We start from the raw sequence: 25,483 nt of genomic DNA on the forward strand, positions 1-25,483 counted from the left end.
CGGTCAGGCCCCCGCTGGAGCGTGCCGGGACAGGATTTCCACGCAGTCACGCAGGGTGTGCATCCCGGCCAGATCGTCCTCGGTGAAATGGGCCATGTCGATGCCCGTGTCCCTGCACAGCGAGGTCAGGAACAGGACCTTGTTCAGCGAGGTCAGCCCGTAGGTACCGGTGAGGGCGGCAGCGGGCTCCAGGTCCTCGGGGGCGATGTCGATGGTCAGCACCGCGGCCAGGTTCTCCCGGACGACGGTCTCGATGTCAGGCAGCACAGAGTCGGGCAGCACAGAGTCAGGCAGCATGGAGTCCCTTCCTCGGGTCGCCGAGCTGGCGCAGGTACACCGCTCGGATCTGCTTCCGCTTGGGTTTGTACTGAGATGTGAGCAGGCCGTTGTCGATGCTGAACGGCTCGTCGGCCACCACGGCCCGGTGGATGTACTGGTCACCGCCGAGCGCCTTGTTGGTGGCCGCGAGCTGTGCGGAGATGGCAGCGGTGTCCGCCGGCACCGACGCCGGCGAGACGACCGCCACCAGCTCGGTCTGGGCCGGGCAGTAGAGCACGCACTCCGCGATGGCCGGGCTGGCCTTCAGATGCTCCTCGATCTGCCTGACGATGATCTTCTTACCGTTGTCCAACACGATCGTGTCGTCGGCACGACCGAGAACGAACAGGAAGCCGTCGGCGTCAAGGTATCCGAGGTCACCGGTGCGCACGGTGCCGTCGGGGCCGAAGACCCGCTCGGAGTCGCCGGGCTCGCAGTAGGCGTACCGCCCGTTCACCGGGTGCTGGGCACGGACGCTGATCACCCCGTCATCGTCGATGAGTACCTGCTTGCCCGGCAGCACCCGGCCTACGCTGCCCTCCCGGTGCGCGCCCGGGTGGTTCTTGGCCACGATGCACGTCTCGTTGAGGCCGTAGCCCTCGTAGATCGGCAGACCGAGCCGGTTGAAGAAGGCAAGGGTGGCGGGATCGGCGGGCGCCGAGCCCGTCCAGAGGTAGCGGATGCGGTCGCCGAACAGGTCGCGGGCCACATCGGCGAGGTCCCGGCCGGTGCGCTGGGTGCGGCGCTCGATCTGGCTGCGGGCACCTTCGAAGAAGCCGGGCACGCCCATGACGACGGTCGGCCGTACCTGGGTGAGTGCGACAAACGCCGCCTCGTAGGTGCAGACCGTGACGTCGTGGCCGTGCAGCAGCGCCGAATACACCCAGTAGCGCTGCTGAAGCAACGACAGCGGCAGAAACACCAGCAGATTGTCGCCGGGGCCGTGGCCGAACATGCCCTGGACGGCGTCCAGCGAGCTGTCGATGCTGCCGACGGTGGCGCCCAGGCCCTTGGGCGTGCCGGTGCTTCCCGAGGTGAACTTGATCGTGGTGACCTCGTCGGGGGCGTACCTGACCGGCGGCGGGGGCACGTCGGGCAGGTCGTCGGGCAGGTCGTCGAGCAGGTCGTCGAGCAGGGCCGCGAGTTGCTCGACACCGGATTCGTCGGACGGCCGGTCGGTGAACAGGAGGGAGAGGCCGTAGCGGTCCATGAGTTCGCGGGTAGGCGCGAACTTGCCCGGTTCCAGGCCGGCGGTCTCGACCTTGAGCCGCAGGGCAGCCAGGTCGAGCACCACCCACTCGAGGCTGTTGGCGGCGAGGATGCCGATCCGGTCGCCCGCGCCGAGGCCGCGGGCGCGCAGCCTGGCCGCGACCAGGCCGGACAGTCGCCAGACCTCGGCGAGCGGGACCTCGCGGGTGCCGGCCAGCCTGGTGATGTACAGCGTCCCGCGGTCCGGGGTGGACGCCAGGAGTTTGTTGATCATGACAGGCTCCTGCTGGTCGGGCGGAAGAACGTGGTGTGGGCGAGGGTGACCTTGCTGCCCGGCGGGATCAGCTCGACCGTGCTGGGCCACTGGTCGGGCGCCGGCTGGCCAAGGGCTTCGGCCAGCCGGACGGCGAAGCGCGGCATGACCGGCGCGGCGCCGTGCGCGAGCAGTGCGGCGGCGGCCAGCTCCAGTGCGGTGGCCGTGCGCACCTCGTTCGGCATGCCGCCGGCCCGCGCCAGCACGCGTTCCCGGCGGCTGAACCGGAGCGCGTCGGCCACCAGGGCGTCCAGTTCGGCGGCGGCCTGGTTGAGCGAGAACCCGCCGGGCCGCAGGCTGGCGGTGAGCGCCCCAAGCCGGGCAGCGAGCTGGCTGAGGAACCCGGCGTGCTCGGGGGTCCAGTTGCCGGCGTCGGGAGCCACCCCGTCGTAGTGGTCGGCCACGTGCTGGCCGAGGTCGTTCAGCCAGGCCTGCCAGGTGCCGATCAGGGTGGTCGCGAGCGTGTGCTCGTAGGCGTCGAGCTCGAAGTTCGTTCGCTGCGCCTCGGGACGGCTACGGGCGAGGAAGTAGCGCACGGCGTCCACGCTGCCGGCGTCGAGGATCTGCTTGCCCCAGATGGCGTGCCGGCGGCCGGTGGAGAACTTCAGGCCGTCGTAGAGGAAGAACTCGTTGACGTGGTAGTCGATGTCCGGCGTCCAGCCGGGCAGGGCGAGCTGGTAGAGCACCGGGTAGAGAATCGCGTGGTAGAAGCTGTTGTCGTAGCCGAAGAAGTGGACGATCTTCCAGTCGTCGGTCGGCTCGGCGGCCGTCCAGTCGCGGCCGATGCGCTCGCCGAGCTTCTGGATGCCGTGCAGGAAGCCGAAGGCCATCTCCGGCCATACCCAGATCACCTGGCCGGCGCCGTTCGCCTCGTGCGGGGTGATGCCCCAGTCGCTGGGGTGGCTGACCGGGATGTCGACCCGCTCCCGGCGGAACAGTCGTGCGGCGAGCTCCCGTAGCCGGGCCGGGACGCGGCCCCGGCGGTGATGGTCGAGCACCGTGCCCGCGTGCTCATGCAGCGGCAGCACGTAGCGGCGGACCGTGCCGGCAGCGGGTGCCTCGCCGGAGGGCTTGGCGACCGGATCGGCCAGGTCGACCACGGTGTTCGGCTCGCCGCACTCCTCGCAGATGTTGCCGCCGGTGATCTCACCGCAGCCGGGGCAGCCGCCGCGGACGTCGACCTCGTAGAGGTATTGGCCGGTTTTCGGGTCGAACAGCGCGGGGCCGTCGCTCGGGGCGATCGCGCCGGAGTCGACCAGCCTGGTGAAGAAGTCCTTCAGCGCGGGGACATAGCTGGGGTCGGCGTTTGTGACGGTGTACTGGTCGAGCGGGATGTCCATCAGTCGCAGGGTTTCCGCGATCTCGGCGCTGTAGTGCGCGGCCGTTTCGGCGTTCGACCTGCCTTCCCGGCGAGCGCAGTCGACCACGTAGGACTGGAAGTCGTCGCTGCCGGTCAGGTGCCAGATGTTGGCGCCGTTCATCCGTTGGAACCGGACGTAGGCGTCGGCACCCAGATACGGGCCGGAGAGGTGGCCGAGGTGGAGGTCGCCGTTGGGGGTGGGCGGCGTCGAGAAGACGAACACCGGGCGGTCGCCGTGCTCGCTGGTCACCGGGGTGGCCGAGGACACCGCGCGGGCGCCGTCGCGCCAGTACTGGGTGAGGAAGACCAGATCCTGATCCCCGGTGTTCTCCACGACGTGAGCCTCGAACGGCTCGAACAGGACGACGGTGCCCGGCGCGACCGGGTGGCGTTCGGAGCCCACGACGAACTCGCCGCGGCCGGCGACGATGACGATCAGCTCGGTTTCGTCGTGCCGGTGGTGCGCCGAGGCGACGCCCGGTGCGACCCGGCCCCAGGCGGCGCCGGTGCCCAGCCCGTCGACCGAGACCATGTCGATCCCGAATGCTTCGGAGAGCGCGGCGACGCCAAAGCGGTCGATGATCATGCGGTGTCCTTCTCGTCGAGCAGGTCGGCGGCCGCCGCGGCGATCGCGGGGGCCAGCCGGTAGCCGGAACCGCCCGCCGCGCCGGCGAACAGCACCCGGCCGTCGGCGGTGACCGGGCGCACGATCGGCGTACGGTCGGGGCTGTAGGCATCGCAGAACACGCGGCCGGAGACACAGTACGGGCTGAGCTTCGGGGCGTAACGATCCAGGATCGCCCGGCCGCGGTCGAGGTCGTCGGCGGACAGCTCCCCGGTCAGCGCGTCCGGGGTGACGTCCCAGTCGGGTGAGGTGTAGCTGAACAGCCAGTGGCCGCGGTGGGCCAGCGGTAGCAGGAACGCGTCCTCGTCGTGGAAGACGGTCGTGCGGTCGCGAGGGGTGGCGGGTCGTTCGATGTGCAGGGCGACCACTTTCTTGATCCGGACGCCGAGCGGGGCAAGCAGCTCCGGCCAGGCCAGCCAGGGACCCGGTGCCAGCACGACGCGGCCGGCGGTGAGCCGGGCACCGGTGCTCAGCGTGAGGACGACGCCGTCCGGTGCGGACCCCACGGCGGTGACCGCGGTGCCCTCCCGAAACGCCGCGCGGTCGCGGAGCCGAGCGGCCAGGAGTTGGGTGAGCGCTCCAACGTCGGCGTAGTGGGCGCCGTCGCCCTCCCAGCCCTGGTCGGCCGGACGCAGCCGCGCTTCGGGGAGGTAGTGCTCCCGGACGGCGGCTTCGTCGGTGCTGACCACGGTCAGGCCCACCGGGTGGATCGGCACCTGTGGGTCTCGCCGGCGCAGGTCCTCGTACCAGCGATGGCTGTAGGCGGCCAGCGCCCGCACCCGTGGGGTGGCACCGCGCGGGAAGTGCAGGCCGGCGGAGAACCGGGACACTCCGCCGCCAACCACTCCCCTGTCGATCACCGTCACCCGCCGGTGGGGCGCGCGGGCCAGTGCCTCGGTGGCCACCAGGCAGCCGACCACTCCGGCACCGACCACCACGACGTCGGCGTCCACATGATCGCACGCCCTTTGGCCCAGGATTTTCCCGGAAAGAAAGGCCTCCGGGCGTGCAGCTTCGCCATAATCGCACGCCCTTTGGCCCATGATCGTCCCGGAAAGAAAGGCCTCCGGGCGTGCAGCTTCGCCATAATCGCACGCCCTTTGGCCCAGGATCGTCCCGGAAAGAAAGGCCTCCGGGCGTGCAGCTTCGCCATAATCGCACGCCCTTTGGCCCATTAGCGGGCCCCTGTCTTGGGTGACCACTCGACGAACGCCGGGTCCTGTCCCCTGCTCCGGACGCCGCGGATCCGGTCGACGATCCGCTGGCTGCGCCAGGCGGTGAGGCTGAGGTTCGGGTCGGCGAGGCCGCGCTGCGTGCGGACGGCATTTTGCAGGAACAGGTTCCGGTCGGCCGGGCCGTCCCAGTTGGCGGCGAAGTCGGCGTCCACCTGATACTCGTCGTCCTCCCGCGCCAGGCGTTGCTCCAGGGGTGCCAGGAAGTCCATCCGGGCCGGCTGGAACCCGGTGGCCCAGATGATCACTTCGGCCTCGAAGATCTCCAGGCCGCCGGCCAGGTCGTTGTGCTGGACGGAGATGCTCCAGCCGTCCGGCGAGCACGCCTCGACGCTGACCACCTCGCGGTTGGGGTAGAGCCCGGTGAGCTGCGGGGCGCCCGTGATGAACCGGTGGACGTAGATCTGCTGATAGATTTCCCGGGCGGTGGACTCGGAGATGCCGTCGCTGGTCAGCACCTGCTGGCTGTTGAAGTCGGCCCGTACAGCCAGGTCGAGCTCGGCAAAGTAGTCGGAGTGGCAGGGCATGTAGAACTCGTTGGTGAACGGCGAGTCGTCGATCGGGAAGTAGTTGCGCCGGCGGGACAGCCACGACACCCGGTGCGGCAGTTCGCTGTCGGGCCGGGAGATCAGGTCGAGGAACGCCTCGGCGCCGGACTGGCCGCCGCCGATCACCGCCACCCGCTTGTCGCGCAGGCGGACGGCTTTCGACCTGAACTCGCTGACGTGGAACTGAGTGCTGCCCAGGTGCGGGCGGGCGAACATCGGCACCCACGGCACGGTGCCGACGCCGACCACCACGTTGTCGGCGAGGAGAGCGCGCTTGTCGGTCTGCACGACAAACGCGTCGCCGGTGAAGTCGACGGCCTGCGCCTCCTCGCCGAACACAACGTTCTCGTTGCGACTGCAGGCCCAGCCGAGGTAGTTACGGAACTCCTCGCGGGGCACTTTTTCGAACTGTGCGTTGAGGTAGTGGTAGATTCGCCCGCGGTCGTGGAGATAGGCTATGAACGAGAATGGACTGGTCGGGTCGGACAGGCTCACAAGGTCCTTGAACAAGGACACTTGGAGGGTCGCTCCAGGGATGAGCTGATCGTCGTGCCAGGTGAATTCGGCCTTCCTGTCGATGACCAGGTTCGGCATCCCTGGGTCACCGTGCAACAGGGCTGCCAGGCTCAGGTTGGCCGGTCCGGCCCCGATTCCGACACAGCGGTACCGCGGAGACTTACTCCCCATGAGAAGAGCTCGCTTTCAGCGTTCGGACAGACGAACTTACATTCGCTCGTGAAACCGGCCGCGCGGGCCCAGGGCGTCAGCGATGGCGAGGCGCAGCACCTCGGAGGCGCCCTCGTAGATCCGCAGCGACCGGATCTGCCGGTACAGCCGCTCCGGCAGGCTGTCGTGCACCAGCCCGGCCGCGCCGTAGACCTGCACGGCCGCGTCCACGACCTGCTGGGCGGCCTCGGTGGCGTACAGCTTCGCGATGCTGGAGTGCCTGGCCAGCGGGGCGCCCCGGTCGGCCTCCCAGGCGGCCCTGGCCACCAGGAGGGCGGCGGCGTTCAGCCGTACCTCGACATCGGCGAAGCTGGCCTTCACCGTCGGCAGGTCGAACAGCCGCCTGCCGTACGCGGCCCGTTCTCTGGCCCTGGCCAAAGCGGCGTCGGCGGCCCGGCGGGCGAAGCCAAGCGCCGCGGCGCCGACGGTGAGGCGGAACCGTTCGAGCAGCTCCATGGCCACGACAAACCCGCCGCCGCGGGGGCCCAGGACGGCGTCGGCCGGGACCCGGCAGCCGTCGAACTCCAGTCGGGCGATGTCGCGTTCGGCCACCATGTCGATCGGCTCGATCCGCAGGCCCGGGGTGCCGGCCGGGACGAGCAGCGCGGTCAGGCCCAGCGCGGCCGGGCCGTCACCGGTGCGGGCCACCACGCAGAAGACGTCGGCGCCCGCGGCGCCGGCGATCCACATCTTGTTCCCGTCCAGGACGTACTGCGCGCCGTCCGGCACGGCGCGCAGGGCGAGCGCGGCGACGTCCGAGCCGGCCTGCTCCTCCGACAGCGCGAACGCACCTGCCAGCTCGCCGCAGGCCATGCCGGGCAGCCAGCGCCGCTTCTGCTCGTCGGTGCCGTGGCGCTGGATCGGCCAGGCGGCCAGGACCTGGATCGAGAACGCGAAGTCGGCCAGGTCCTCGGTGTAGGCCAGGGCTTCCCTCGTCAGACACAGGCTGCGCAGGTCGGCGGGCTCCAGCAACCCCGCGGCCCCCAGCTCGCGCAGCACGCGGGCGCCGTACTTCGCCGGCGCGCCGGTCCGGGCTGCCGCCGCCAGATCGGCGCGGGTGTCCCAGAACCTGCCGAGCGCCTCGGCCAGCTCGCGGTGTGACTGCTCGTAGAACGGCAGCGCCACCAGCTCCGGGTCCAGGCTCATGCGGCGGCCCGCCCTGCCATCAGGCGCCTGGCCAACTGCGGCTCGACGAAGAACGCGAACGAGGCGTAGCCGCGCCACACCCGCTGCCAGGCTCGCTCGACGGCAACCGGGCCGGCAGTGCGGCCGACGTGGTCGAGGTAGCCGACGATCAGGTCGGTCGCCTGGCGGGCGTGGCCGGCCGAGACGTTGTCGATGGACAGATGCGCCGCCTCGTAGGCGATGTCGAAACGGTGGTGGCGCATCTTCTCCATCTCATGCAGCCGCAGCTCGCCGAGGCCGAACATCTCTACCCCCAGGCTGTAGCCGAGGATCTCCTCGTAGCGGGAGTCCGGGAACAGCGCCAGGCTGAGCTGGTAGGTGGCGTACGGGTAGGTCAGGTCGGGCAGCTCGGCCTGGGTGAGGAACTCCTCCGAGCGCGGGTGCGGCAGGTGGATGTCCATGCTGGCCAGGGCCTGCTGGATCAGCGTGATGTGGTTCTTGGCGATGTCGCCGCGGCCCATCTCGTCGGCGTAGATGGCGAACAGCGGCCCGTCGCTGGGGCGGTGGAAGCGGCCGGTGTTGCCGATCCGGTGCATGCAGGCGCCGTCGACGAGGTTGCCCAGCGCGAACCGCTTCTGGTTGTTGATCACGTTCTTCCTGGACGGGATGTCGGTCAGCGGCCGGAAGGGCTCGACGAGCTTCGTCCAGTAGAGGGTGTCCACCCGCTCCCACAGCGCCTCGGGGCTGTAGTCGAACCAGCTGGCGTCGGTGTAGCGTCCGGCGGCTCCCAGCTCGAACATCCCCTCGGCCTGGGCGAGCACCCGCTCGACGCGGCTGCGGGCGGCAGCCAGCACGCTGGGGAACCGCTCGACGTTGACCAGGCGGTACAGGAACTGACGCTCGTCGAGAGCCGGCGGCTCGGCCGCGAGGACGTCGCCGGGGTTGGCAGCCACGAGCGCATGCTGCCAGGCAGCGGCACCCTCGTCGCCGGCGGTGCAGGCAGCCAGGTCGGCGCCGGGTTCCTCACCCGCGGCAACAGCGGCCGCCCACCGCCCGATCGTGCGCGCTTCGGCCTCGTCGAAGATCCCGAACATCGGCCCACCGAACGTGATCGCCCTGGTGAAGCGGCAACCGCCGGCCCGCAGCGGCTTCAGCTGGCTGGAGGAGCGGAACTGACGGATGAACGCCGCGGCGTCGAACGCCGGGTCGGCGAACAGGTCGCGCAGCGGGGTACCGGAGATCTGCACCTTGTGGTGCTGGCGGCCCGCGTACGGTGCGTGCCTGGCGACGATCAGCGCCACTCTGGCGTCGAGTGACAGGCCCTGGTGCCAGCTCGCGAGATCGTCGAGCATCGCCACGTGCGCGCTCTCCAGACGCACGACGAGCTGGATCGCCGCGAGCAGCCGCGCCCGGTCGGCCGGGCCGGTAGGCGACTGCTCGGTAAGCGCCAGATACTCCGCCAGCAGCGGCGCCGGATCGTACCCAGGGCCGTCCACACCGGGTGGGCCGTCCACACCGGATAGTGCGGCGTCGGTGCCCAGTGCCCGGAAGGCGCAGTGCACGCCGACCACCTCGGGCAGGAAACTGGCCGGCAGCCGGGACAGCGACAGGTAGAAGGCGGCCGTCACCACGGTGAGCGGCCGGGCCTGCGCCGCGGTCAGGAAGTCGGTGGCTGCCAGGTCAGGGAGCACCACGCCGTGCTCCGCCAGCAGCCGGCGGCGCTGATGGGCCAGGGTGCGCTCGGCCACGCCACGACCCAGCAACTCCAGCTGCTCGACGCCCAGCCGGTTGACAATCACGGCGGGTTGGGTAGCTGGCTGCGACACGGTGTCCAGCCAGCAGCCTTCGATCAGCGCGAGCGGGGCACGCTGCCGCAGCACCGCGGCCACAGTCTCGGCCGAAGCGGTGCGAAGCCGAGCGGCGACCCCCGCAATCGCCACGCGGGAGCCGGCCAGCTCGGCGAGCACGTGCTCCCGGTCCGGACCGGCTTCCCTGGCCAGACCGGCTTCCCTGGCCAGGGAAGCACTGTCCGGCAGGAACGCGGCGAGCACCCGGCGGGCGGCCACCAGCGTCGCCTCGGACTCCTGCTCGACCAGCAGCTGGCGGTACAGGGCGGCCGGCGGCCCGGCCACGGCCGCGGCTGCCTCGGCGGCCGCGGCCGGGCCGCACTCGAACGGTCCCAGCGGCAGCGAGGTCGTCAGGTCGGTCATGCGGCTTTGCTCCTCGCGGCCAGGTGAGCGGCGAGTCCGTGCATCTTCCCGGTGGCCTCGAACGCCTGACCGCGGCAGTTGAGGTGCAGCCTGTCGCTGCAGTAGATGCCCGCGTCGGCGCAGAGCGGATGGTCGGTGAACGAGACGAAGATCGCGCCGTACTCCTGGGACACCTCCCGCGTGATCCGGGTGACGATCCTGGTCGCCTTGCTGAACATCTCCCCGTACTTCTCGGAGACGATGCCCGCCTGGCTGATATCGAGCATCCCGATGGTGAGGATGTCGGCACCGGTCACCCTGACCCTGGAAACGATCTCGGTCAGCTCGGCGCGCACGGTGACCGGATCGAAGCCCGGCCTGATGAAGTCGTTGCCGCCGCCGGAGAGGAACACCAGGTCGGGCCTGAAATCCAGGGCCGGCCGCAACTGCGTCTGGCGGATTTCGGTCAGCGTCAGATCGCGTTTGGCCAGTCGAATCTCGTCGAGGTCAGGGTGAATGCGGTGCAGCACGGCACTGATCCGGTCCACCCAGGACAGATCCTGGTAGCCGGGCACAGCTTCGCGTATTCCGGTCGAGATGCTGTCACCGATCACCGCGATCCGCTTCCACGGCGCGCCCGCCAGCAGCTCCACACCGGCTTCGGTGGAGATGACGTATGGGTCGGTGGCTTCGGTCAGTTCGGTCATCCCTCGTCCTCGCAGTCGTCGTCGCCGTCGTCGGACCCGGCGCCGACGGCTATGACCGCGGACACTTCCCGCTGCCGAGTGGCAAACTCCAGCCTGGCGATTTCGTCGGCGATCCGCTCGTCCTCGGCGCTTATCTCGGCCCCGTCGACCCGGCTGAACCCGAGGACGCCCAGCTCACGCAGGCTCTCCTGCATCCTGGGGCCGAACAGGTTGATGTCCTTCAGCGTTGGGACAATCCGGGTGAACACCCGGCGCCGGAATTCGCGCTGGGCGGGCGAGCGGTTGGCCAGCGCGATGCATTCTTCGGCGCCGTAGTCGAGTTTGCGCCACATCTCCTCGCCGACGAACCGGTCCTTGAGCACCCAGCACGCCTCGACCGCGAAATCCTCCCGCTCACGCAGTTCGGCGGTGCTGAGCTGACTGTAGTAGTCGCGCAGTGCCAACCGTCCGAACGCGACATGACGCGCCTCGTCCTGCAGCACGTAGGCGTTGAGCGCCTGCGCCAGCGGATCGCGCATCCGGTCGCGCTGGATGCTGAACGCCGCCAGCGCCAGGCCCTCGATCATCACCTGCATGCCGAGGTAGGTGATGTCCCAGCGGCTGTCACCGATGATCGCCTCAAGCAGGCCGCGCAGACCGGTGGAGATCGGGTAGTGCACTTTGATCTTTGCCTGCAGCATGCGCTGGTACGCCTCGACGTGCCTGGCCTCGTCCATCACCTGCGTGGCGGCGTAGAACTTCGAGGCGATGTCCGGCACGGCCTGGACGACCTTAGCCGAGCACACCAGGCCGCCCTGCTCACCGTGTAGAAACTGGGAATAGAGCCACCCGGCTATGTGCTGGCGGACGGTGGTCCGCTCCGCCTCCGGCAGGCGCTCCCATACCCGCGTCCCCGCGATCCAGATGAACTCGTCGGGCAGGCCGAGCGGGTTGTCCGGGTCGACGTCGTGGCTCCAGTCCAGCTGCGTCTCGGCGTCCCACTGGCGCTGCTTGCCGCGGGAGTACAGGTTCAGCATCTGTTCGGTGCCGGCGTCGTAGTCCCAGGTGAACAGCGCGTCCCCGCCGAGCGGAACGGCCCAGCCACCAGCCAGCTTCGCCATCGTGTCTGACTTCATGACCACTCTCTTCAGGTCTCTTCAGATCTCTTCAGGCTCGGCTGACGACAGCGCGCCGAAGACGTGAGGACACGGCCCCGAAGGCCCACGCCGCCGGCGGCGTGCCGTCCGGCCGCAGGAACAGCGCGGCCGGCTCGGCCACGGCGCACGGCAGCAGGCGGTTGAACCGGCTGCCACGGCAGGCCGCCCGGAACTCCGCCCCGCCGTCCCGGCCATGCTCGGCCGCGAGGTAGGCGAACGCCGGGTCCAGGGCGCGCCACTGACCGTCGAGGTGGACCTCGCACCAGCCGTGGTCGTTGCCGACGAGGCCCAGCAGGAAGCCGCGGCGGGCCCGCGCCTGGAATCCTTCGGCCCGCAGCCGGTCGGCGAGGACCCTCCCCGCCACGACGCAGTCGGCGACACCCAGATCCCAGGACCGTCGGTGGTCGGTGCGCAGCGGCTCGGCGATCGCCTGATAGCGCACCGCGCCGCTGTCGAAGGCACCGAGGACGTCATCGAACGCCGCGCGGATCCGGCGGTCGGCGATGTCGAAACGCTCGCCGGTGAGCCGGACGCGCACCTGGTACGGATCGACCTGATAACCCTCGGCGACGACCGGCCGCGGCAGGTCGGCAGCCGGGTCGTCCAGGAGCTCGACGCCCTCGGCGTCGAGCTCCGGGACCGCCACCTGGAAGGTCTCACCGGTGGGTGCCCGGTGTACCGCAACCGTCCAGTCCAGGGGCACGAACCAACTGTCCGGCTCGGCCGCCACGAACCGCATGAGCAGCCGCCTGGCTAGTTCGGGCACCGTGGTGCCGGTGCCCGAGTGCAGCGCCGCGTTGGCGACGTCGGTGTAGTCGAGCAGGCCGTCGACCTGCCGCAGGCCGAGCGCGGCGACCCCGGCTTCGTCGGTGCACAGCACGGTGGCCGCGTCGGCGAGGGTGGTGTCGAAGACGGCCAGGTCCGGCGGGGTCGGCTCGAAGCGGAGTCTCACATGAGTTCCTTGATGAGCTCGGCAAGGTCACGCGCGGTAACTGCCGCGAACGGGACGTCGTCGGGAATCGCCACACTCAGTGCGTCCTCGAGATCCACCACCACGCTGAGGATCACCACCGACTCGATCTTCGGTAGCAGGTGCATGGGGAGATCCAGGTCGATGTCGGCCTTGTCCATCTGCAGCCGGTTGGCCAGGGCGGTGGCCACCGCGTCCTCGACGGTCTGCATACTCATGAGGCGTCCTTCACGGTCTTCTGGTAGAGGTCCCTGGCGGCTTGGCGGCGAACCTTGCCGGAGCTGGTGTGCGGGATGGAGCGGACGGGCACGGGGTGCACGAACGCCACCCCGGGGCCGAGCTCAGCGGAGATGGCCGCCTCGACGGCACTCGTCAGAGCGGCGGCCTCCGCACCCTCGAGCGGCGTCTCGACGAGGACCGCGAGGTGCTCGAAGCCGCCGTCCCTGGCCTGGAGGGCGGCGCAGGCCCGGACGTCGAAACCCTGGACGCGGCGCGCGATCTGCTCAACGTCTTCGGCGTAGTAGTTCTGACCGCGGATGATTGCCATGTCCTTGAGGCGGCCGACCAGGAACAACTCGCCCTCGGCCTCGAACCCGAGGTCGCCGGTGCGCAACCAGCCGTCGGAGGTGAAGGGCTGTTGGTCGGCGGGCAGCCCGAGGTAGCCGCCCATCACGGCCGCGCCACGGATCTGGACCTCACCGACCTGACCGGCACCCGGGGCGTCGATCCGGAAGGCGATGCCCGGCGCCGCCGAACCGCAGGCGACGACCTCACGGGCGTTGTCGGCCTCCGGGGCGACGCGGGCGACCTCGTCGCCCGGCGCGAGGGCGAACCGGTCGACGGTGAGGTGCCACGGCAGGTCCTTCGGCGTCGCCCAGCTGACGACGAGCGTGGCTTCGGCCATGCCGTAGCACGGAAGCATCGCCTCGGGCCGGAACCCGTACGGGCCGAACACCCGGTTGAATGCCTCCAGCGTCGACCACCGCACGGGCTCGGCGCCGTTGCAGGCGGCCCGCCACCCGGACAGATCGAGTCCGTCGGGAGCACCGCCGGCTTCGACCGCGTCGACCATGCGCTGATAGGCGAAGTTGGGCATGGGCAGCACGCTGGCGCCGGACGCCGCCGCGCCAGCCAGCCACCCGCGGGTGTCCCGGAGGAAGTCGGTGGTGCGCCAGAGGTTGACTGAGCAGCCCCTGGCCAGGTGCGCGAGCATGCCGAACAGGCCCATGTCGTGGAACAGCGGTAGCCAGATGCCGATCTCGTCGGTCTCGGTCAGGCCCAGGCCGTCGGCTATGGCCGCCAGGCCGGCCAGGATGGTGTCGGCGGTCAGCGCGACACCCTTGGGCGCCGAGGTGCTACCGGAGGTGTACTGGATCACCGCGAACTCGTCGGCCGGGTTCTCACCGACCGGCCCGGCCGGCTCGGGTACCTCCGTGATGTCGTCCAGCCGGACGTTCGGCAACGTTCCGAGCCGGCTGAGCAGGTGCGCGCTCTGGCCGTCCACCAGCAGGGTCTCCAGCTCGGCATCCTCGATGACGCGGCGCAGGTGCTTCTGGTAGCCCTCGCTGCTCCCGAACGCCACGGGGAGGGCGATGGGCACCGCGGCAGCCCCGATCCGGAAGCACGCGAGCAGCCCGCGCAGCCAGGGTTCGCCGTTGGCCATCAGGATGCCGACGCGACGCCGGCCGGCGATCACTGTTGCCGTCCGCTCGGCGTCGGCCAGCAGTTGCGTGACGGGTACGGATCGTCCCTCGAACGGCAGGTGCAGTGCCGTCTTCGGGCGGGCGTTGGTGCCTACCGCATCCCAGAGCGCGCTCACCAGGTCTCCCCCTTGCCCGAATAAACGAAATAACGCCCCAAATCGGGAGATTGACGGAATCAATGGAAGCGAAACACAAGTTACGTCAGAGCGCAAGAAGGTTACTAATCTTCAATCAATCGTTCGATTTCGACGATCTTTGCCGTGTTCCTTGAACCGGTATCTGGGTGTGCGGAGCTGGTGCGCGCGACCCGTGTCGGGTACGCGTGGGGAAAGCGGCGCTTCGCTCGCGCCGCGTCACCCAGGGCGCCGCGAGCCACCTCACAGCACGGCTACAAGCCGTCACCGATCACAACGTAGCGCGATCTCTGCGCGGCCCTGGGAGTTCGGGTACCCGTTCGCGCTCGGCCTGATGGCCTTGGTGTCCATTATGCCGTACGTGATCTTCAGGCAGCGGCGGTGGCCGTGACCAGCGCGCGGAGAACGAGGGCGTCGGCTGGCCCACGTAGCGTGAGGTTGCCGCCGGTGTGGATCGCGCAGCCCGCTCCGACTGCCTCGATCAGCTGGTCACGTATCGCCCCGCAGGCTCGTGAGCGGCGGCTCGTACGCGGAAACTGGGACGTATGGCGAGCGGCAGACTGCGGATCTACCTCGGCGCGGCGCCCGGGGTGGGCAAGACCTACGACATGCTCTGTGAGGCTCAGCGGCGCAAGGCACGCGGAACGGACGTCGTGGTCGGGCTGGTGGAGACCCATGGGCGACCGCGGACCGCCGCGTTGCTGGACGGATTGGAAATCATGCCCCGCCGCACGGTCTCCTACCGCGGTGCCACCTTTACCGAGATGGACGTGGATGCGATCCTGGCCCGCGCGCCAGCGGTGGTGCTCGTCGACGAGCTGGCGCACACGACCGTCCCGGGGTGCCGGAACGCCAAGCGCTGGCAGGACGTCCACGAGCTGTTGAACGCGGGCATCGACGTGCTGTCGACATTGAACATCCAACATCTGGAGTCACTCAACGACGTCGTGGAAAGGATCACCGGAGTCCCGCAGCGGGAGACCGTGCCGGACGCAGTGGTACGCGCCGCCGAACAGGTCGAACTGGTCGATATGACACCGGAGGCGCTGCGGCGGCGGATGGTCCACGGCAACATCTACGGCCCAGACAAGGTCGACGCCGCGCTGGGCAACTACTTCCGAGTCGGCAATCTGACCGCGCTGCGGGAGTTGGCGCTGCTGTGGCTGGCCGACAAGGTGGACGAACAGCTCGATCACTACCGCACCGAGCACCAGATCTCCGGCATCTGGGAGACGCGGGAGCGGGTGGTTGTCGCACTGACCGGCGGCCCTGAGGGCGACACGCTGATCCGCCGGGCGGCGCGGATCGCGGATCGCGCCAAGGGTGCGGACCTGCTCGCGGTCCACGTCACCCGATCCGATGGCCTGGCCGGTGCGTCGCCCGCGCACCTGGCCCGGCAGCGGGTGTTGGTGGAGAGCCTGGGCGGCAGCTACCACCAGGTGGTCGGGGACGACATTCCCATCGCGCTGCTTGAATTCGCCCGAGCGGAGAACGCGACCCAGCTCGTGCTAGGCGCGAGCCGGCGCGGCCGGCTGGCCCACATGATCGACCCTGGTATCGGCGTCACGACAACGAAACTGTCCGGGCCGATCGACGTGCACCTGGTCACCCATGAGGAGGTGGGCAAGGGGCGGCTGCTGCCCCGCCGGGCCCGTGGGCTGACCCTCCGGCGGCGGCTTGCCGGTGTCCTGGCCGCGGTCGTGCTGCTGCCGCTGCTGACCCTTGCGTTGACGCACCAGCGGACCGGTCTCAACCTGACCAGCAACGTGCTGGGGTTCCTGATCGTGGTGGTCGCTGTGGCGCTGGTGGGCGGCCTGCTGCCGGCACTGCTGGCCGCGGTCGGCGGCTTGCTGCTGCTGAACTACTACTTCATCCAACCAGTACACCGCTTCATCGTCGCTGAGAGTAACAACGTTCTCGCGCTCCTGGCGTTCCTGGCGGTTGCGGTGATGGTGAGCAGCGTGGTCGACCTGGCCGCCCGGCGGACCAGCCAGGCGGTACGCGCCACCGCGGAGGCGGAGATGCTCTCGACCCTGGCCGGGAGCGTGCTGCGCGGCGAGCAGGCACTGCCGGCGCTGCTCACGCAGGTGCGGGAGACGTTCGGGCTGACCTCGGTCGCCCTGCTCGAACGCGCGGCCGAGGGCGGTCAGAACGGCGCCCGCAAGGCAGACCGCCACGGCTGGCGGGTGGTCGACAGCGCCGGGCCCGACCCATGCCTGCGGCCGGACGAGGCCGACACGGAGGTACCGGTCAGCGAGAACCTGACGTTGGTCCTGCGGGGCCGGCCGCTGCCCGCGGCGGACCGCCGGGTACTCACCGCCTTCGCCGCGCAGGCCGCGGTCGCCCTCGAACAGCGACGGCTGGCCCAGGTGGCAGCGGAAGCCGGGCCACTCGCCGAAGCGGACCGCACCCGCCGCGCCCTGCTCACTGCCGTCAGCCACGACCTGCGCAGCCCGCTCGCCACGGCCTCGGCGGCAGTCGCGAACCTGCGCGGCAACGAGGTCGAGTGGAGCGCCGAGGAGCAGGCGGAACTGCTCGCCACCGCTGAGGAAGCGTTGGACCACCTGGCCCGGCTGGTGGAGAACCTGCTCGACATGAGCCGGTTGCAGGCTGGACGCCTGAGCGTGTTCCCCGCCCCGGTCGGGCTCGACGACGTGATTCCCGGCGTGCTGCGCGACCTGGGCCCGGCGGCTCGCGACGTGGCTGTGACGGTCCCGGACGACCTTCCGCTGGTCTACGCCGACCCGGCGCTGCTGGAACGGGTGATCGCCAACCTGCTGTCCAACGCGGCCCGCTACTCACCCCCGGGCCAGCCCCCGCTGATCACCGCCAGTGCGTTGCACGACCGGATCCAGCTGCGGGTCATCGACCGCGGGCCTGGACTGCCCGCGGAGGACCGTGACCAGGCGTTCACGCCGTTCCAGCGGCTGGGCGACACCGACAACGCCAGCGGCATCGGGCTGGGCCTCGCGCTCTCCCGAGGCCTGACGGAGGCGATGGGCGGCACCCTGACACCGGAGGACACCCCCGGCGGGGGCCTGACCATGGTGGTAGCGCTGCCGGTCGCGACGGTCGGCGATTCTACCCAGCCGGCGGACGGTGCGGCCTGAGATCGCGGGACGGTCAACAGACAACGAGGTCATAGTTTGACAACAAGGTCATAACTGGACAACAAGGTCATGACTGGATAACAAGGTCATGGTTGGAACCGGTAGCCCATGCCTGGCTCGGTGATGAGGTGGCGGGGCTGTGCCGGGTTGAGTTCAAGTTTGTGGCGCAGCCGGCCGATGTACTGGCGCAGGTAGTGGCTCTGCTCCTTGGGTGCGGGCCCGCCGGCCCGGGGCAGCAGATCCCGGTAGGTCAGTAGCTTTTCGGGGTGGCGGACCAGGACGTCGAGCAGGTGCCATTCCGTGGGGGTGAGCCGGACCTCGGCGGGGCCGTCCGGGCGGGCGCTGTCGGGTTTGCGGGTGACGCGCCGTGCGTCGAGGTCGATCAGATAGTCGCCCAGGGCGACGGTGAGCGGTTCGGTGGGCGGCGGGGTGCGCCGGACGACGGCGCGCAGCCGGGCGAGCAGTTCGTCGACCCGGAAGGGCTTGGTGACGTAGTCGTCGGCACCGGCGTCCAACGCTGCGATCTTATCGCTGCTGCCGGCGCGTCCGGAGAGCACGATGACCGGGGCGGCGGTCCAGCCGCGCAGGGCGTGGATGACGTCAACGCCGTCGAGGTCGGGAAGCCCGAGGTCGAGCAGGATGATATCGGGTTCGTGTTCGGCGGCGGCGGCGAGCGCGCGGCTTCCGTCCGCGGCGACGGTGACCTGGTAGCCGCGGGCGCGCAGGGTGATGTGTAGCGCGCGGAGCAGCCGTGGGTCGTCGTCCACCACGAGTACGCTGGTCACGCGTCGTCTCCCGGCAGTGAACCGAGCGGTACGGCGGGCAGGGTGCGAACCATCGTGAGGCCTCCGCCGGGGTGTCCTCGGGGCTGAGCGTTCCGTCCATAGCTTCGACCCGGGAGTTTGTCTGGGAAAGTGCCCCGGCCGCAGTGGGCGGTGCGCGGGACGGGTCCTGCGCACCGCCCCCGGGCCAGCGTCACCCGGGCCAGTCCAGCTACCTGGTCGTCCTGTCGAGGGCCAGGTTCAGGGTGAGGACGTTGACCGTGGGTTCGCCCATGAAGCCCAGCGCCCGACCGTCTTCGTGGTCGTGGACCAGCGCGTGGACCGTGGCCGGGTCGAGACCGCGTTCCTTCGCGACCCGGTTCACCTGCAGGTAGGCGTAGGCCGGGGAGATGTCGGGGTCGAGGCCGCTGCCGGAAGCGGTGACCGCGTCCGGCGGGACCGGGTTGTCCGTGCCCTTACCCGGCCCCTTGACCGGCGCAGTGACGCCGGCCGAGTAGTCCTCGCCGAACCTGGCGCACTCGACCTTGACGCCTTGGTACGTGGCGACGAAGGGCGCGGCCGGGCACTCCTCGTTGATGCTGACGACCCGGGTGACCGGTCCGGTGGTGCCGCCGGTCCGGAACACCGACAGGACCGCGCCGACGCCGTTCGCGGTGCAGAAGGGACGCCGGCCGTCGACCCCTTCCAGGTCACCGATGGCCTTGCTGCGGGCGCAGACCTGGGTGAGCAGGCTCTGGCTGCTTTCGTCCTCGTCCTTGGTGGCCGGGTCGTCGAAACTGTCGACGATGTTTTCCGGGCCGAGGTTGGACGCGGACGTCGACGTCGGGTCGTACCCGTCGCCGGCCGCCGAGGGGCGGGACTGGAAGTATTTGGGAATCGGGTTGCCCTTGTCGTCGGTGAACAGTTGGCCGATCTCGGCTGAGCCGACGATCTGGCCGCTGGCGTTCGTGACGAACGAGCCGTTCGCCTTATCCTTCAGCCCGGGAAGCTGCGCGATGGCCGTGATGACCAGCGGATAGGCGATGCCGGTCAGCACGGTCAGCACGAGCAGTGCGCGGAAGGCGGCGAGGTGCTGCCGCACGAAGGAGGGAAGTCGGGTCGCAGGCATGGTTACCGGGCTCCCGGGATGAACTGGATGACAAGGTCGATGAGTTTGATCCCGACGAACGGGATGATCAGACCGCCGACGCCGTAGATGTAGAGGTTGCGACGCAGCATCGCCGACGCGCTGGACGGGGTGTAACGGACGCCGCGCAGCGCCAGCGGGATCAGGGCGACGATGACGAGCGCGTTGAAGATGACGGCGGAGAGGATCGCCGACTGCGGGCTGTGCAGCCGCATGAGGTTGAGCGCGTCCAGCCCGGGGTAGATCGCCGCGAACATCGCCGGGATGATCGCGAAGTACTTGGCGATGTCGTTGGCGATCGAGAAGGTGGTCAGCGCCCCGCGGGTGATGAGCAGCTGCTTCCCGATCTCGACGATCTCGATCAGCTTCGTCGGGTTGGAGTCGAGGTCGACCATGTTGCCGGCCTCCTTGGCGGCCGACGTGCCGGTGTTCATCGCCACGCCGACATCGGCCTGGGCGAGCGCAGGGGCGTCGTTGGTGCCGTCGCCGGTCATTGCGACGAGCTTGCCGCCGGCCTGCTCTCGTTTGATCAGGGCCATCTTGTCTTCGGGCGTGGCCTCGGCGAGGAAGTCGTCGACGCCCGCCTCCTCGGCGATCGACCGGGCGGTCAGCGGATTGTCACCGGTGATCATAATGGTGCGGATGCCCATCCGGCGCATCTCGTCGAACCGCTCACGCATGCCCTGCTTGACGACGTCCTTGAGCTGGATCACGCCCAGGACGCGGGCCAGGCCGCCATCGGTGGCCTCGGCGACGACCAGCGGGGTGCCACCGGAAGCGGAGATGCCGTCCACGATCTCCCCGGTCTCCGCGGGCACGGCGCCACCAAGATCGCGCACCCAGGTGATCACCGCGCTGGCCGCTCCCTTGCGCACCTGCCGGTTCGCCCCCCCGTCGATCGCATCGAGGTCGACCCCGGACATCCGGGTCTGGGCGGTGAACGCCACGAACCGGGCGTGGCTGAGCTCGCCGGGACCGCGCTCCCGCAGGCCGTAGGTGTTCTTCGCGTGCACGACGATGGAGCGGCCCTCGGGGGTCTCGTCCGCGAGCGAGGACAGCTGGGCCGCGCTGGCCAGGTCATTCTCCGATGTGCCGCCGACCGGGACGAAGGCCCGTGCCTCCCGGTTGCCAATGGTGATCGTCCCGGTCTTGTCGAGCAGGAGGGTATTGACATCGCCGGCGGCCTCGACGGCCCGGCCGGACATGGCCAGCACGTTGCGTTGGACCAGCCGGTCCATGCCGGCGATGCCGATCGCGGACAGCAACGCGCCGATTGTCGTCGGAATCAGGCAGACCAGCAGTGACACCATCACGATCCCGGACAGGCCGTCGCCGTTCAGCGCACCGGTGTCCGGCACGCCCGGCAGCTGCGCCTTCGAGAAGATCGCCAACGGCTGCAGGGTCGCGACAGCGAGCAGAAAGGTGAGCGTCAGGGCGGCCAGCAGGATGTTCAGCGCGATCTCGTTCGGGGTCTTCTGCCGATTCGCCCCCTCCACCAGCGCAATCATCCGGTCGATGAAGCTCTCGCCCGGTTTCTGAGTGATCCGCACGACGATCCGGTCCGACAGCACCCGGGTGCCGCCGGTCACCGAACTGCGATCACCGCCGGACTCCCGGATCACCGGCGCGGACTCACCGGTGATGGCCGACTCGTCAACGCTGGCAATCCCCTCGATGACGTCGCCGTCCCCGGGGATGAACTGACCGGCCTCGACGACGACGGTGTCGCCCTGCCGCAGCCGCGGCGCGGGCACCTCCTCAAGCCGGCCGTCGTCGCGCAGCCGGTGGGCGATCGTGTCAGTCTTGGTGCGGCGTAGCGCGTCCGCCTGGGCCCTGCCGCGGCCCTCCGCAACCGCTTCGGCGAGGTTGGCGAACAGCACGGTCAGCCAGAGCCAGACCGTGATCAGCCAGCTGAACGCGGTCTCGTCCCGAATCGCCAGGACGGTGGTGAACACCGCGCCGATCTCCACGATGAACATCACCGGGTTGCGCCACAGCGTGCGCGGGTCGAGCTTGCGCAGCGCGCCCGGCGTCGACCGCAGGAGCATCGTCGGGTCGAGCAGCCCCCCCTGCACTCGCCGGGGAGCCGGCGGCGGGGTCGGCGCGGGCGCCGGAACCGGCGTACCCGCAATGGTCGAGGTGGACATCTAGTGCAAACCCTCCGCAAGCGGCCCGAGCGCGAGCGCCGGGAAGAAGGTCAGAGCGACGATGATCACGGTGACGCCGGTTAGCATGCCGACGAACTGCGGGCGATGCGTCGGTAGTGTTCCCGCGGTTTCCGGCACCGGCTGCTGTTTCGCCAACGATCCGGCCAGCCCCAACACGAAGACCATCGGCAGGAACCGCCCGAACGCCATCGCGAGGCCGAGCGCGGTGTTGTACCAGTCGGTGTTCACCGTGATGCCGGCGAACGCCGAGCCGTTGTTGTTCGCCGCCGAGGTGAAGGCGTAGAGCACCTCGGACAGGCCGTGCGGCCCGCTGTTGAGCATCCCCGCCCGTTCCCCCGGCAGCGCCATCGCCAGGCCGGTGCCGACCAGCACGATGACCGGCATCGTGAGGAAATACAGCGAGGCGAACTTGATCTCTCGACTACCGATCTTCTTGCCCAGGTACTCCGGCGTTCGTCCGATCATCAAACCCGCGACGAACACCGTGATCACTGCAAGGACCAGGATGCCGTAGAGTCCCGATCCGGTGCCGCCGGGCGCGACCTCGCCGAGCATCATGTTGAACAGCAGCGTCGCGCCACCCAGGCTGGTGTACGAGTCATGGAACGAGTCGACGGACCCGGTTGACGTCAGCGTCGTCCCCGTGGCGAACAGCGCCGAATCCGGCACACCGAACCGGGTCTCCGTAGCCTCGCGGGCCGCCCCGACCGCTGTCGGCACCGTGCCGTGGTGGATCGCCTGGAACACCTCGTTGGCTCCCAGACTGCCCAGCGCCAGCACCGCCATCACCGCGACGATCGCCAGCCCCTGCCGGGTGCTGCCGACCATCTTGCCGAACGTCCGCGGCAACGCGAACCCGATCGACAGCAGCAGGTAGATCTCGAACCAGTTCGTCCAGGAGGTCGGGTTCTCGAAGGGATGCGAGGAGTTGGCGTTGTAGAAGCCGCCGCCGTTGGTGCCGAAGTCCTTGATGGCCTCCTGGCTGGCGACCGGACCCCCGGTGACCGCCTGCTCCCCCCCGGCCAGGGTGGGGACCGTGGTGTTCCCGTGGAAGTTCTGGATCGCGCCGCCGACGATCAGCACGATCGCCGCGAGCGCGCAGACCGGCAGCAGGATCCGCACGACGGTGCGGACCAGGTCCACCCAGAAGTTTCCCAGCTGGTCGGTCTTCTTCCGGGCGAAGCCGCGCACCACCGCGATCGCCACCGCGATGCCTACCGCGGCGGACACGAAGTTCTGCACCGCCAGACCGGACATCTGGACCAGATGGCCCATCGTCGACTCACCCGAATAGGCCTGCCAGTTCGTGTTCGTGGTGAAACTGACCGCCGTGTTCCACGCCAGGTCCGGCTTGACCGCCGGCAGGCCCAGCGCCAGCCACAGGTGGTTCTGCACCCGCTGGAACAGGTACAGGAACAGCACCGATACGAGCGAGAACGCCAGCACGCTGCGTGCATACACCGACCAGCGCTGCTCGGCGTCCGGATCCACCCCGACCAGCCGGTAGATACCGCGTTCCACCCGCAGGTGCTTCCCGCTCATATACACCCGGGCCATATAGTCGCCAAATGGCCGGTAAGTCAGGGCAAGAGCCAGCACCATCGAGACGATGAAGATGACGCCTGCGGCGTTCGTGCCCATCTAGAACCGCTCCGGGGACAGCAGAGCCGCCACGAGGAAGATCGTGAGAGCTACGGCAAGGATCAGGCCGGCGATGTTCTCCACGCTCACAGCTTCTCCACCGCCTTGAGGGTTAGCCCGAGTACCGCGAACACCGCAAGGGTCAGCAGTACGAAGACAACGTCACGCACGGAACTCCTGCCTTCTACTTTGGATGAGATCGGATCTGGATGAGATCGGAACAAATGTCGCCGCCTTGGCCGGTGTCCTGGCCTGATGGCAGGTGCCAGTATCGAGCCCTTGCCGCCAGCGGACCAGCGAAGCTAACGGTCCAATGACGCCCAATCCCGAAAATTCAACACGGCGCTCACACGGCATCCGACCCGGACGAGATCCGCACCCGCGTAAAACTCGGTGTGCACAACCCGGATGAGACGCAGAACACCTCTCGGTGGTCCACGGACAGCCGCCCGGGCGGGGACCAGGCCGGTCCGCCCTGCCCTGTCCAGGTGATCCCCGCGAAGGGTGTCCGGACGCCGGGGTGTCCGGACGCCGGGGTGTCCGGACGCCACCGTGAGTGCCAATGAGGCGTGGTGGTTACGGCTGGTAGCGGTAGCCCAGGCCCGGTTCGGTGGTCAGGTAGCGGGGTCGGGTCGGGTCGGGTTCGAGTTTGCGACGCAGTTTGTTGATGTAGAGGCGGAGCGAGGAGCTGTCGTCCGCCACGCCGGGACCCCAGACCTGGCTGATCAGCTGCTGATGGCTGACGAGCTTGCCGGGGTGGCGTACCAGTGCTTCCAGCAGCCGCCATTCCGTCGGGGTGAGGCGTGGACCGTCCGGCTTGTCCTCTCCACCGGTCGCGGATGGATCCTCATGACCGCTGCCCGCGTCGGCGTCGGCGTCGGCGTCGGCGCTGTCTCGTGAGCTGATTCGCTTTTCGCCGAGGTCGATCCGGTACCGGCCGAGGTCGACAACGGTCACCGATTCCGCGCTGGTGGCGCGGCGGGTCACGGCCCGGACCCGGGCCAGCAACTCGTCGATCGAGAACGGCTTCGTGACGTAGTCGTCGGCGCCGGCGTCGAGCGCGGCCACCTTGTCGTGGCCCGAGGCGCGACCGGACAACACGATGATGGGAACCCCGGTCCAAGCCCGTAGCCCCTGGATGACCTCAACGCCGTCCATGTCGGGCAAGCCAAGATCCAGAATGACCAGGTCGGGTGGGCACGACGCCGCCTCCGACAGCGCGTGCCGGCCGTCCAGCGCTGTGCGTACCTCGAACCCCCGAGCGCGCAGGGTGATTCGCATGGCCCGCAGCAGCTGCGGTTCGTCCTCCACGAACAGAAGACGGGTCATATCCGCCCCGTCCCCTCCAGCCACCTCCGGACCGGCGGCGCCTCCTAACCTGGCATCATCCCTCATCCTCGCCCCCTGCGCCTTCGCCCGTCCGGATCAGAAGAGGGTCAGGGGCTCGGTCGGTATCGGCTGAGGCAGTGCATCGAGCTCAGGCACCCGTACCCGTACGTCATCGTGGAAGCAGCGGGCGAGTAGTAGCGCGTCGGCGTTGTCCGGGGTGTGAATAAACACGGTGGGTGATCGACCCTCGCGCAGCCACTCGATGGCAGTGTCAATCCAACGCTGCCAGCCTTTGATCGTCTGCGTGGAGGCGTCGCGGCCGAGGTAGCGGACGATCGGCCGGTCGGTCAACGCGAGCGATCGGAGCGGCACGCGCGGTTTCCTGGTCCAGGCTTCTCGTTCGGCATCGCTGCCTGGCGGGCTTTGAAAGAATGTGGTGGTGTCGAATGGAATCCATTCGGCGGTCGCGGCGGCAAGGACTCCTTCGAGAAGTCGCGCTGCGCGAGGGTCGTTGAAGAATGCGGGGTGGCGGACCTCCACAGCGTACCGGTGGGACCTGGTGAGCCGGCGCAGAAAGCGGGCAAGCACGGGGACGTCGGCCGGGGTGAACGATCCTGGTAGCTGTATCCAGAGGGCATGGGCCCGTGGGCCGAGTGGCTCGATCGCTTCCAGGAAGGCGTGTAACGCTTCGTCGACGCCCGTCAGGCGGCGTTCGTGCGTGATGGTTTTTGGCAGCTTGATCACGAATCGGAAGTCGGCGTCGGTCTGCTGCGCCCACGAGGCCACGGCGCTCCTGGCCGGAGTCGCATAGAACGTTGCATTCCCTTCGACCGCGTTGCACCAGCTGGCGTAGTTTCGCAGGCGTTCGTGAGGCGGGAGCGGATGCGCCAGAAAGCGCCCTTGCCATGACTTGTGAGCCCACATCGCGCACCCCACATGAAGACGCATGACCCAAGCCCTCCATGAACAAACTGCTCCCGAGGCAGCCGGAACCGAGTTCGCCCGCCAAGTCGCGACCGTGCCACAGGTACT

At 69.3% G+C, this 25,483-nt stretch carries 20 protein-coding genes; 1 reads left to right on the forward strand and 19 read right to left on the reverse strand.

Features of this window, described 5'->3' with window-relative positions:
* Nucleotides 1–3: 3 nt before the first annotated feature.
* From FRANCCI3_RS16445 to FRANCCI3_RS16500, 12 genes are all read right to left on the reverse strand, one after another.
* A complete protein-coding gene (locus FRANCCI3_RS16445) occupies nt 4–297 on the reverse strand; it encodes a hypothetical protein (RefSeq protein ID WP_011437655.1) in 294 nt (97 codons plus the stop codon).
* On the reverse strand, nt 287–1,801 hold the full coding sequence (locus FRANCCI3_RS16450) for an AMP-binding protein (protein ID WP_011437656.1): 1,515 nt from the start codon (nt 1,799–1,801) through the stop codon (nt 287–289). The genes FRANCCI3_RS16445 and FRANCCI3_RS16450 overlap by 11 nt, the downstream gene beginning before the upstream one ends.
* Nucleotides 1,798–3,786, reverse strand: coding sequence for a class I tRNA ligase family protein (locus FRANCCI3_RS16455; RefSeq protein ID WP_011437657.1), 1,989 nt, complete (start codon nt 3,784–3,786; stop codon nt 1,798–1,800). Before FRANCCI3_RS16455 ends, FRANCCI3_RS16450 begins: the two co-directional genes overlap by 4 nt.
* Nucleotides 3,783–4,778 carry an NAD(P)/FAD-dependent oxidoreductase gene (locus FRANCCI3_RS16460; protein WP_035909436.1) on the reverse strand — a complete coding sequence of 332 codons (996 nt, stop codon included), beginning with the start codon at nt 4,776–4,778 and terminating at the stop codon, nt 3,783–3,785. The genes FRANCCI3_RS16455 and FRANCCI3_RS16460 overlap by 4 nt, the downstream gene beginning before the upstream one ends.
* Nucleotides 4,779–4,999: 221 nt before the next feature.
* Nucleotides 5,000–6,292, reverse strand: coding sequence for a lysine N(6)-hydroxylase/L-ornithine N(5)-oxygenase family protein (locus FRANCCI3_RS16465; protein ID WP_011437659.1), 1,293 nt, complete (start codon nt 6,290–6,292; stop codon nt 5,000–5,002).
* Nucleotides 6,293–6,328: 36 nt separating this feature from the next.
* The gene (locus FRANCCI3_RS16470) at nt 6,329–7,477 is read right to left on the reverse strand and encodes an acyl-CoA dehydrogenase family protein (RefSeq protein ID WP_011437660.1); all 1,149 of its coding nucleotides are present in this window, start codon (nt 7,475–7,477) and stop codon (nt 6,329–6,331) included.
* Nucleotides 7,474–9,666, reverse strand: coding sequence for an iron-containing redox enzyme family protein (locus FRANCCI3_RS16475; protein WP_011437661.1), 2,193 nt, complete (start codon nt 9,664–9,666; stop codon nt 7,474–7,476). The genes FRANCCI3_RS16470 and FRANCCI3_RS16475 overlap by 4 nt, the downstream gene beginning before the upstream one ends.
* Complete coding sequence (locus tag FRANCCI3_RS16480) at nt 9,663–10,352, reverse strand: SGNH/GDSL hydrolase family protein (RefSeq protein ID WP_011437662.1); 690 nt, start codon at nt 10,350–10,352, stop codon at nt 9,663–9,665. The genes FRANCCI3_RS16475 and FRANCCI3_RS16480 overlap by 4 nt, the downstream gene beginning before the upstream one ends.
* A complete protein-coding gene (locus FRANCCI3_RS16485) occupies nt 10,349–11,467 on the reverse strand; it encodes a ferritin-like domain-containing protein (protein ID WP_011437663.1) in 1,119 nt (372 codons plus the stop codon). Before FRANCCI3_RS16485 ends, FRANCCI3_RS16480 begins: the two co-directional genes overlap by 4 nt.
* Nucleotides 11,468–11,498: 31 nt before the next feature.
* Entirely contained in the window at nt 11,499–12,440 is a 942-nt protein-coding gene (locus tag FRANCCI3_RS16490) for a transglutaminase domain-containing protein (RefSeq protein WP_011437664.1), read from the reverse strand.
* Nucleotides 12,437–12,676 (reverse strand): acyl carrier protein, encoded by a 240-nt coding sequence (locus FRANCCI3_RS16495; RefSeq protein WP_011437665.1) that lies wholly within the window; start codon nt 12,674–12,676, stop codon nt 12,437–12,439. The genes FRANCCI3_RS16490 and FRANCCI3_RS16495 overlap by 4 nt, the downstream gene beginning before the upstream one ends.
* Nucleotides 12,673–14,277, reverse strand: coding sequence for an AMP-binding protein (locus tag FRANCCI3_RS16500; protein WP_011437666.1), 1,605 nt, complete (start codon nt 14,275–14,277; stop codon nt 12,673–12,675). Before FRANCCI3_RS16500 ends, FRANCCI3_RS16495 begins: the two co-directional genes overlap by 4 nt.
* 563 nt (nt 14,278–14,840) lie before the next feature.
* Here FRANCCI3_RS16500 and FRANCCI3_RS16505 point away from each other — a divergent pair.
* A complete protein-coding gene (locus FRANCCI3_RS16505) occupies nt 14,841–17,405 on the forward strand; it encodes a sensor histidine kinase (protein ID WP_011437667.1) in 2,565 nt (854 codons plus the stop codon).
* 86 nt (nt 17,406–17,491) lie between these two features.
* On the opposite strand, the gene FRANCCI3_RS16510 is transcribed toward FRANCCI3_RS16505, so the two are convergent.
* From FRANCCI3_RS16510 to FRANCCI3_RS16535, 7 genes are all read right to left on the reverse strand, one after another.
* Nucleotides 17,492–18,190, reverse strand: a complete 699-nt coding sequence (locus FRANCCI3_RS16510) for a response regulator (RefSeq protein WP_011437668.1) — start codon at nt 18,188–18,190, stop codon at nt 17,492–17,494.
* 208 nt (nt 18,191–18,398) lie between these two features.
* Nucleotides 18,399–19,295: a potassium-transporting ATPase subunit C gene (locus tag FRANCCI3_RS16515; protein WP_011437669.1), complete on the reverse strand. Its 897-nt coding sequence runs from the start codon at nt 19,293–19,295 to the stop codon at nt 18,399–18,401.
* A gap of 2 nt (nt 19,296–19,297) precedes the next feature.
* Nucleotides 19,298–21,460: a potassium-transporting ATPase subunit KdpB gene (kdpB, locus tag FRANCCI3_RS16520; RefSeq protein WP_011437670.1), complete on the reverse strand. Its 2,163-nt coding sequence runs from the start codon at nt 21,458–21,460 to the stop codon at nt 19,298–19,300.
* A complete protein-coding gene (gene kdpA / locus FRANCCI3_RS16525) occupies nt 21,461–23,122 on the reverse strand; it encodes a potassium-transporting ATPase subunit KdpA (protein ID WP_011437671.1) in 1,662 nt (553 codons plus the stop codon). It lies immediately after the preceding gene.
* Nucleotides 23,123–23,212 carry a K(+)-transporting ATPase subunit F gene (gene kdpF / locus FRANCCI3_RS23595; RefSeq protein WP_023840421.1) on the reverse strand — a complete coding sequence of 30 codons (90 nt, stop codon included), beginning with the start codon at nt 23,210–23,212 and terminating at the stop codon, nt 23,123–23,125.
* Nucleotides 23,213–23,698: 486 nt separating this feature from the next.
* Nucleotides 23,699–24,451, reverse strand: coding sequence for a response regulator (locus FRANCCI3_RS16530; protein ID WP_035958678.1), 753 nt, complete (start codon nt 24,449–24,451; stop codon nt 23,699–23,701).
* A gap of 96 nt (nt 24,452–24,547) precedes the next feature.
* Nucleotides 24,548–25,399, reverse strand: a complete 852-nt coding sequence (locus FRANCCI3_RS16535; RefSeq protein WP_011437673.1) for a DUF72 domain-containing protein — start codon at nt 25,397–25,399, stop codon at nt 24,548–24,550.
* Nucleotides 25,400–25,483 lie beyond the last annotated feature (84 nt).

Source organism: Frankia casuarinae (genome assembly GCF_000013345.1).
GTDB classification, from domain to species: Bacteria; Actinomycetota; Actinomycetes; order Frankiales; family Frankiaceae; genus Frankia; species Frankia casuarinae.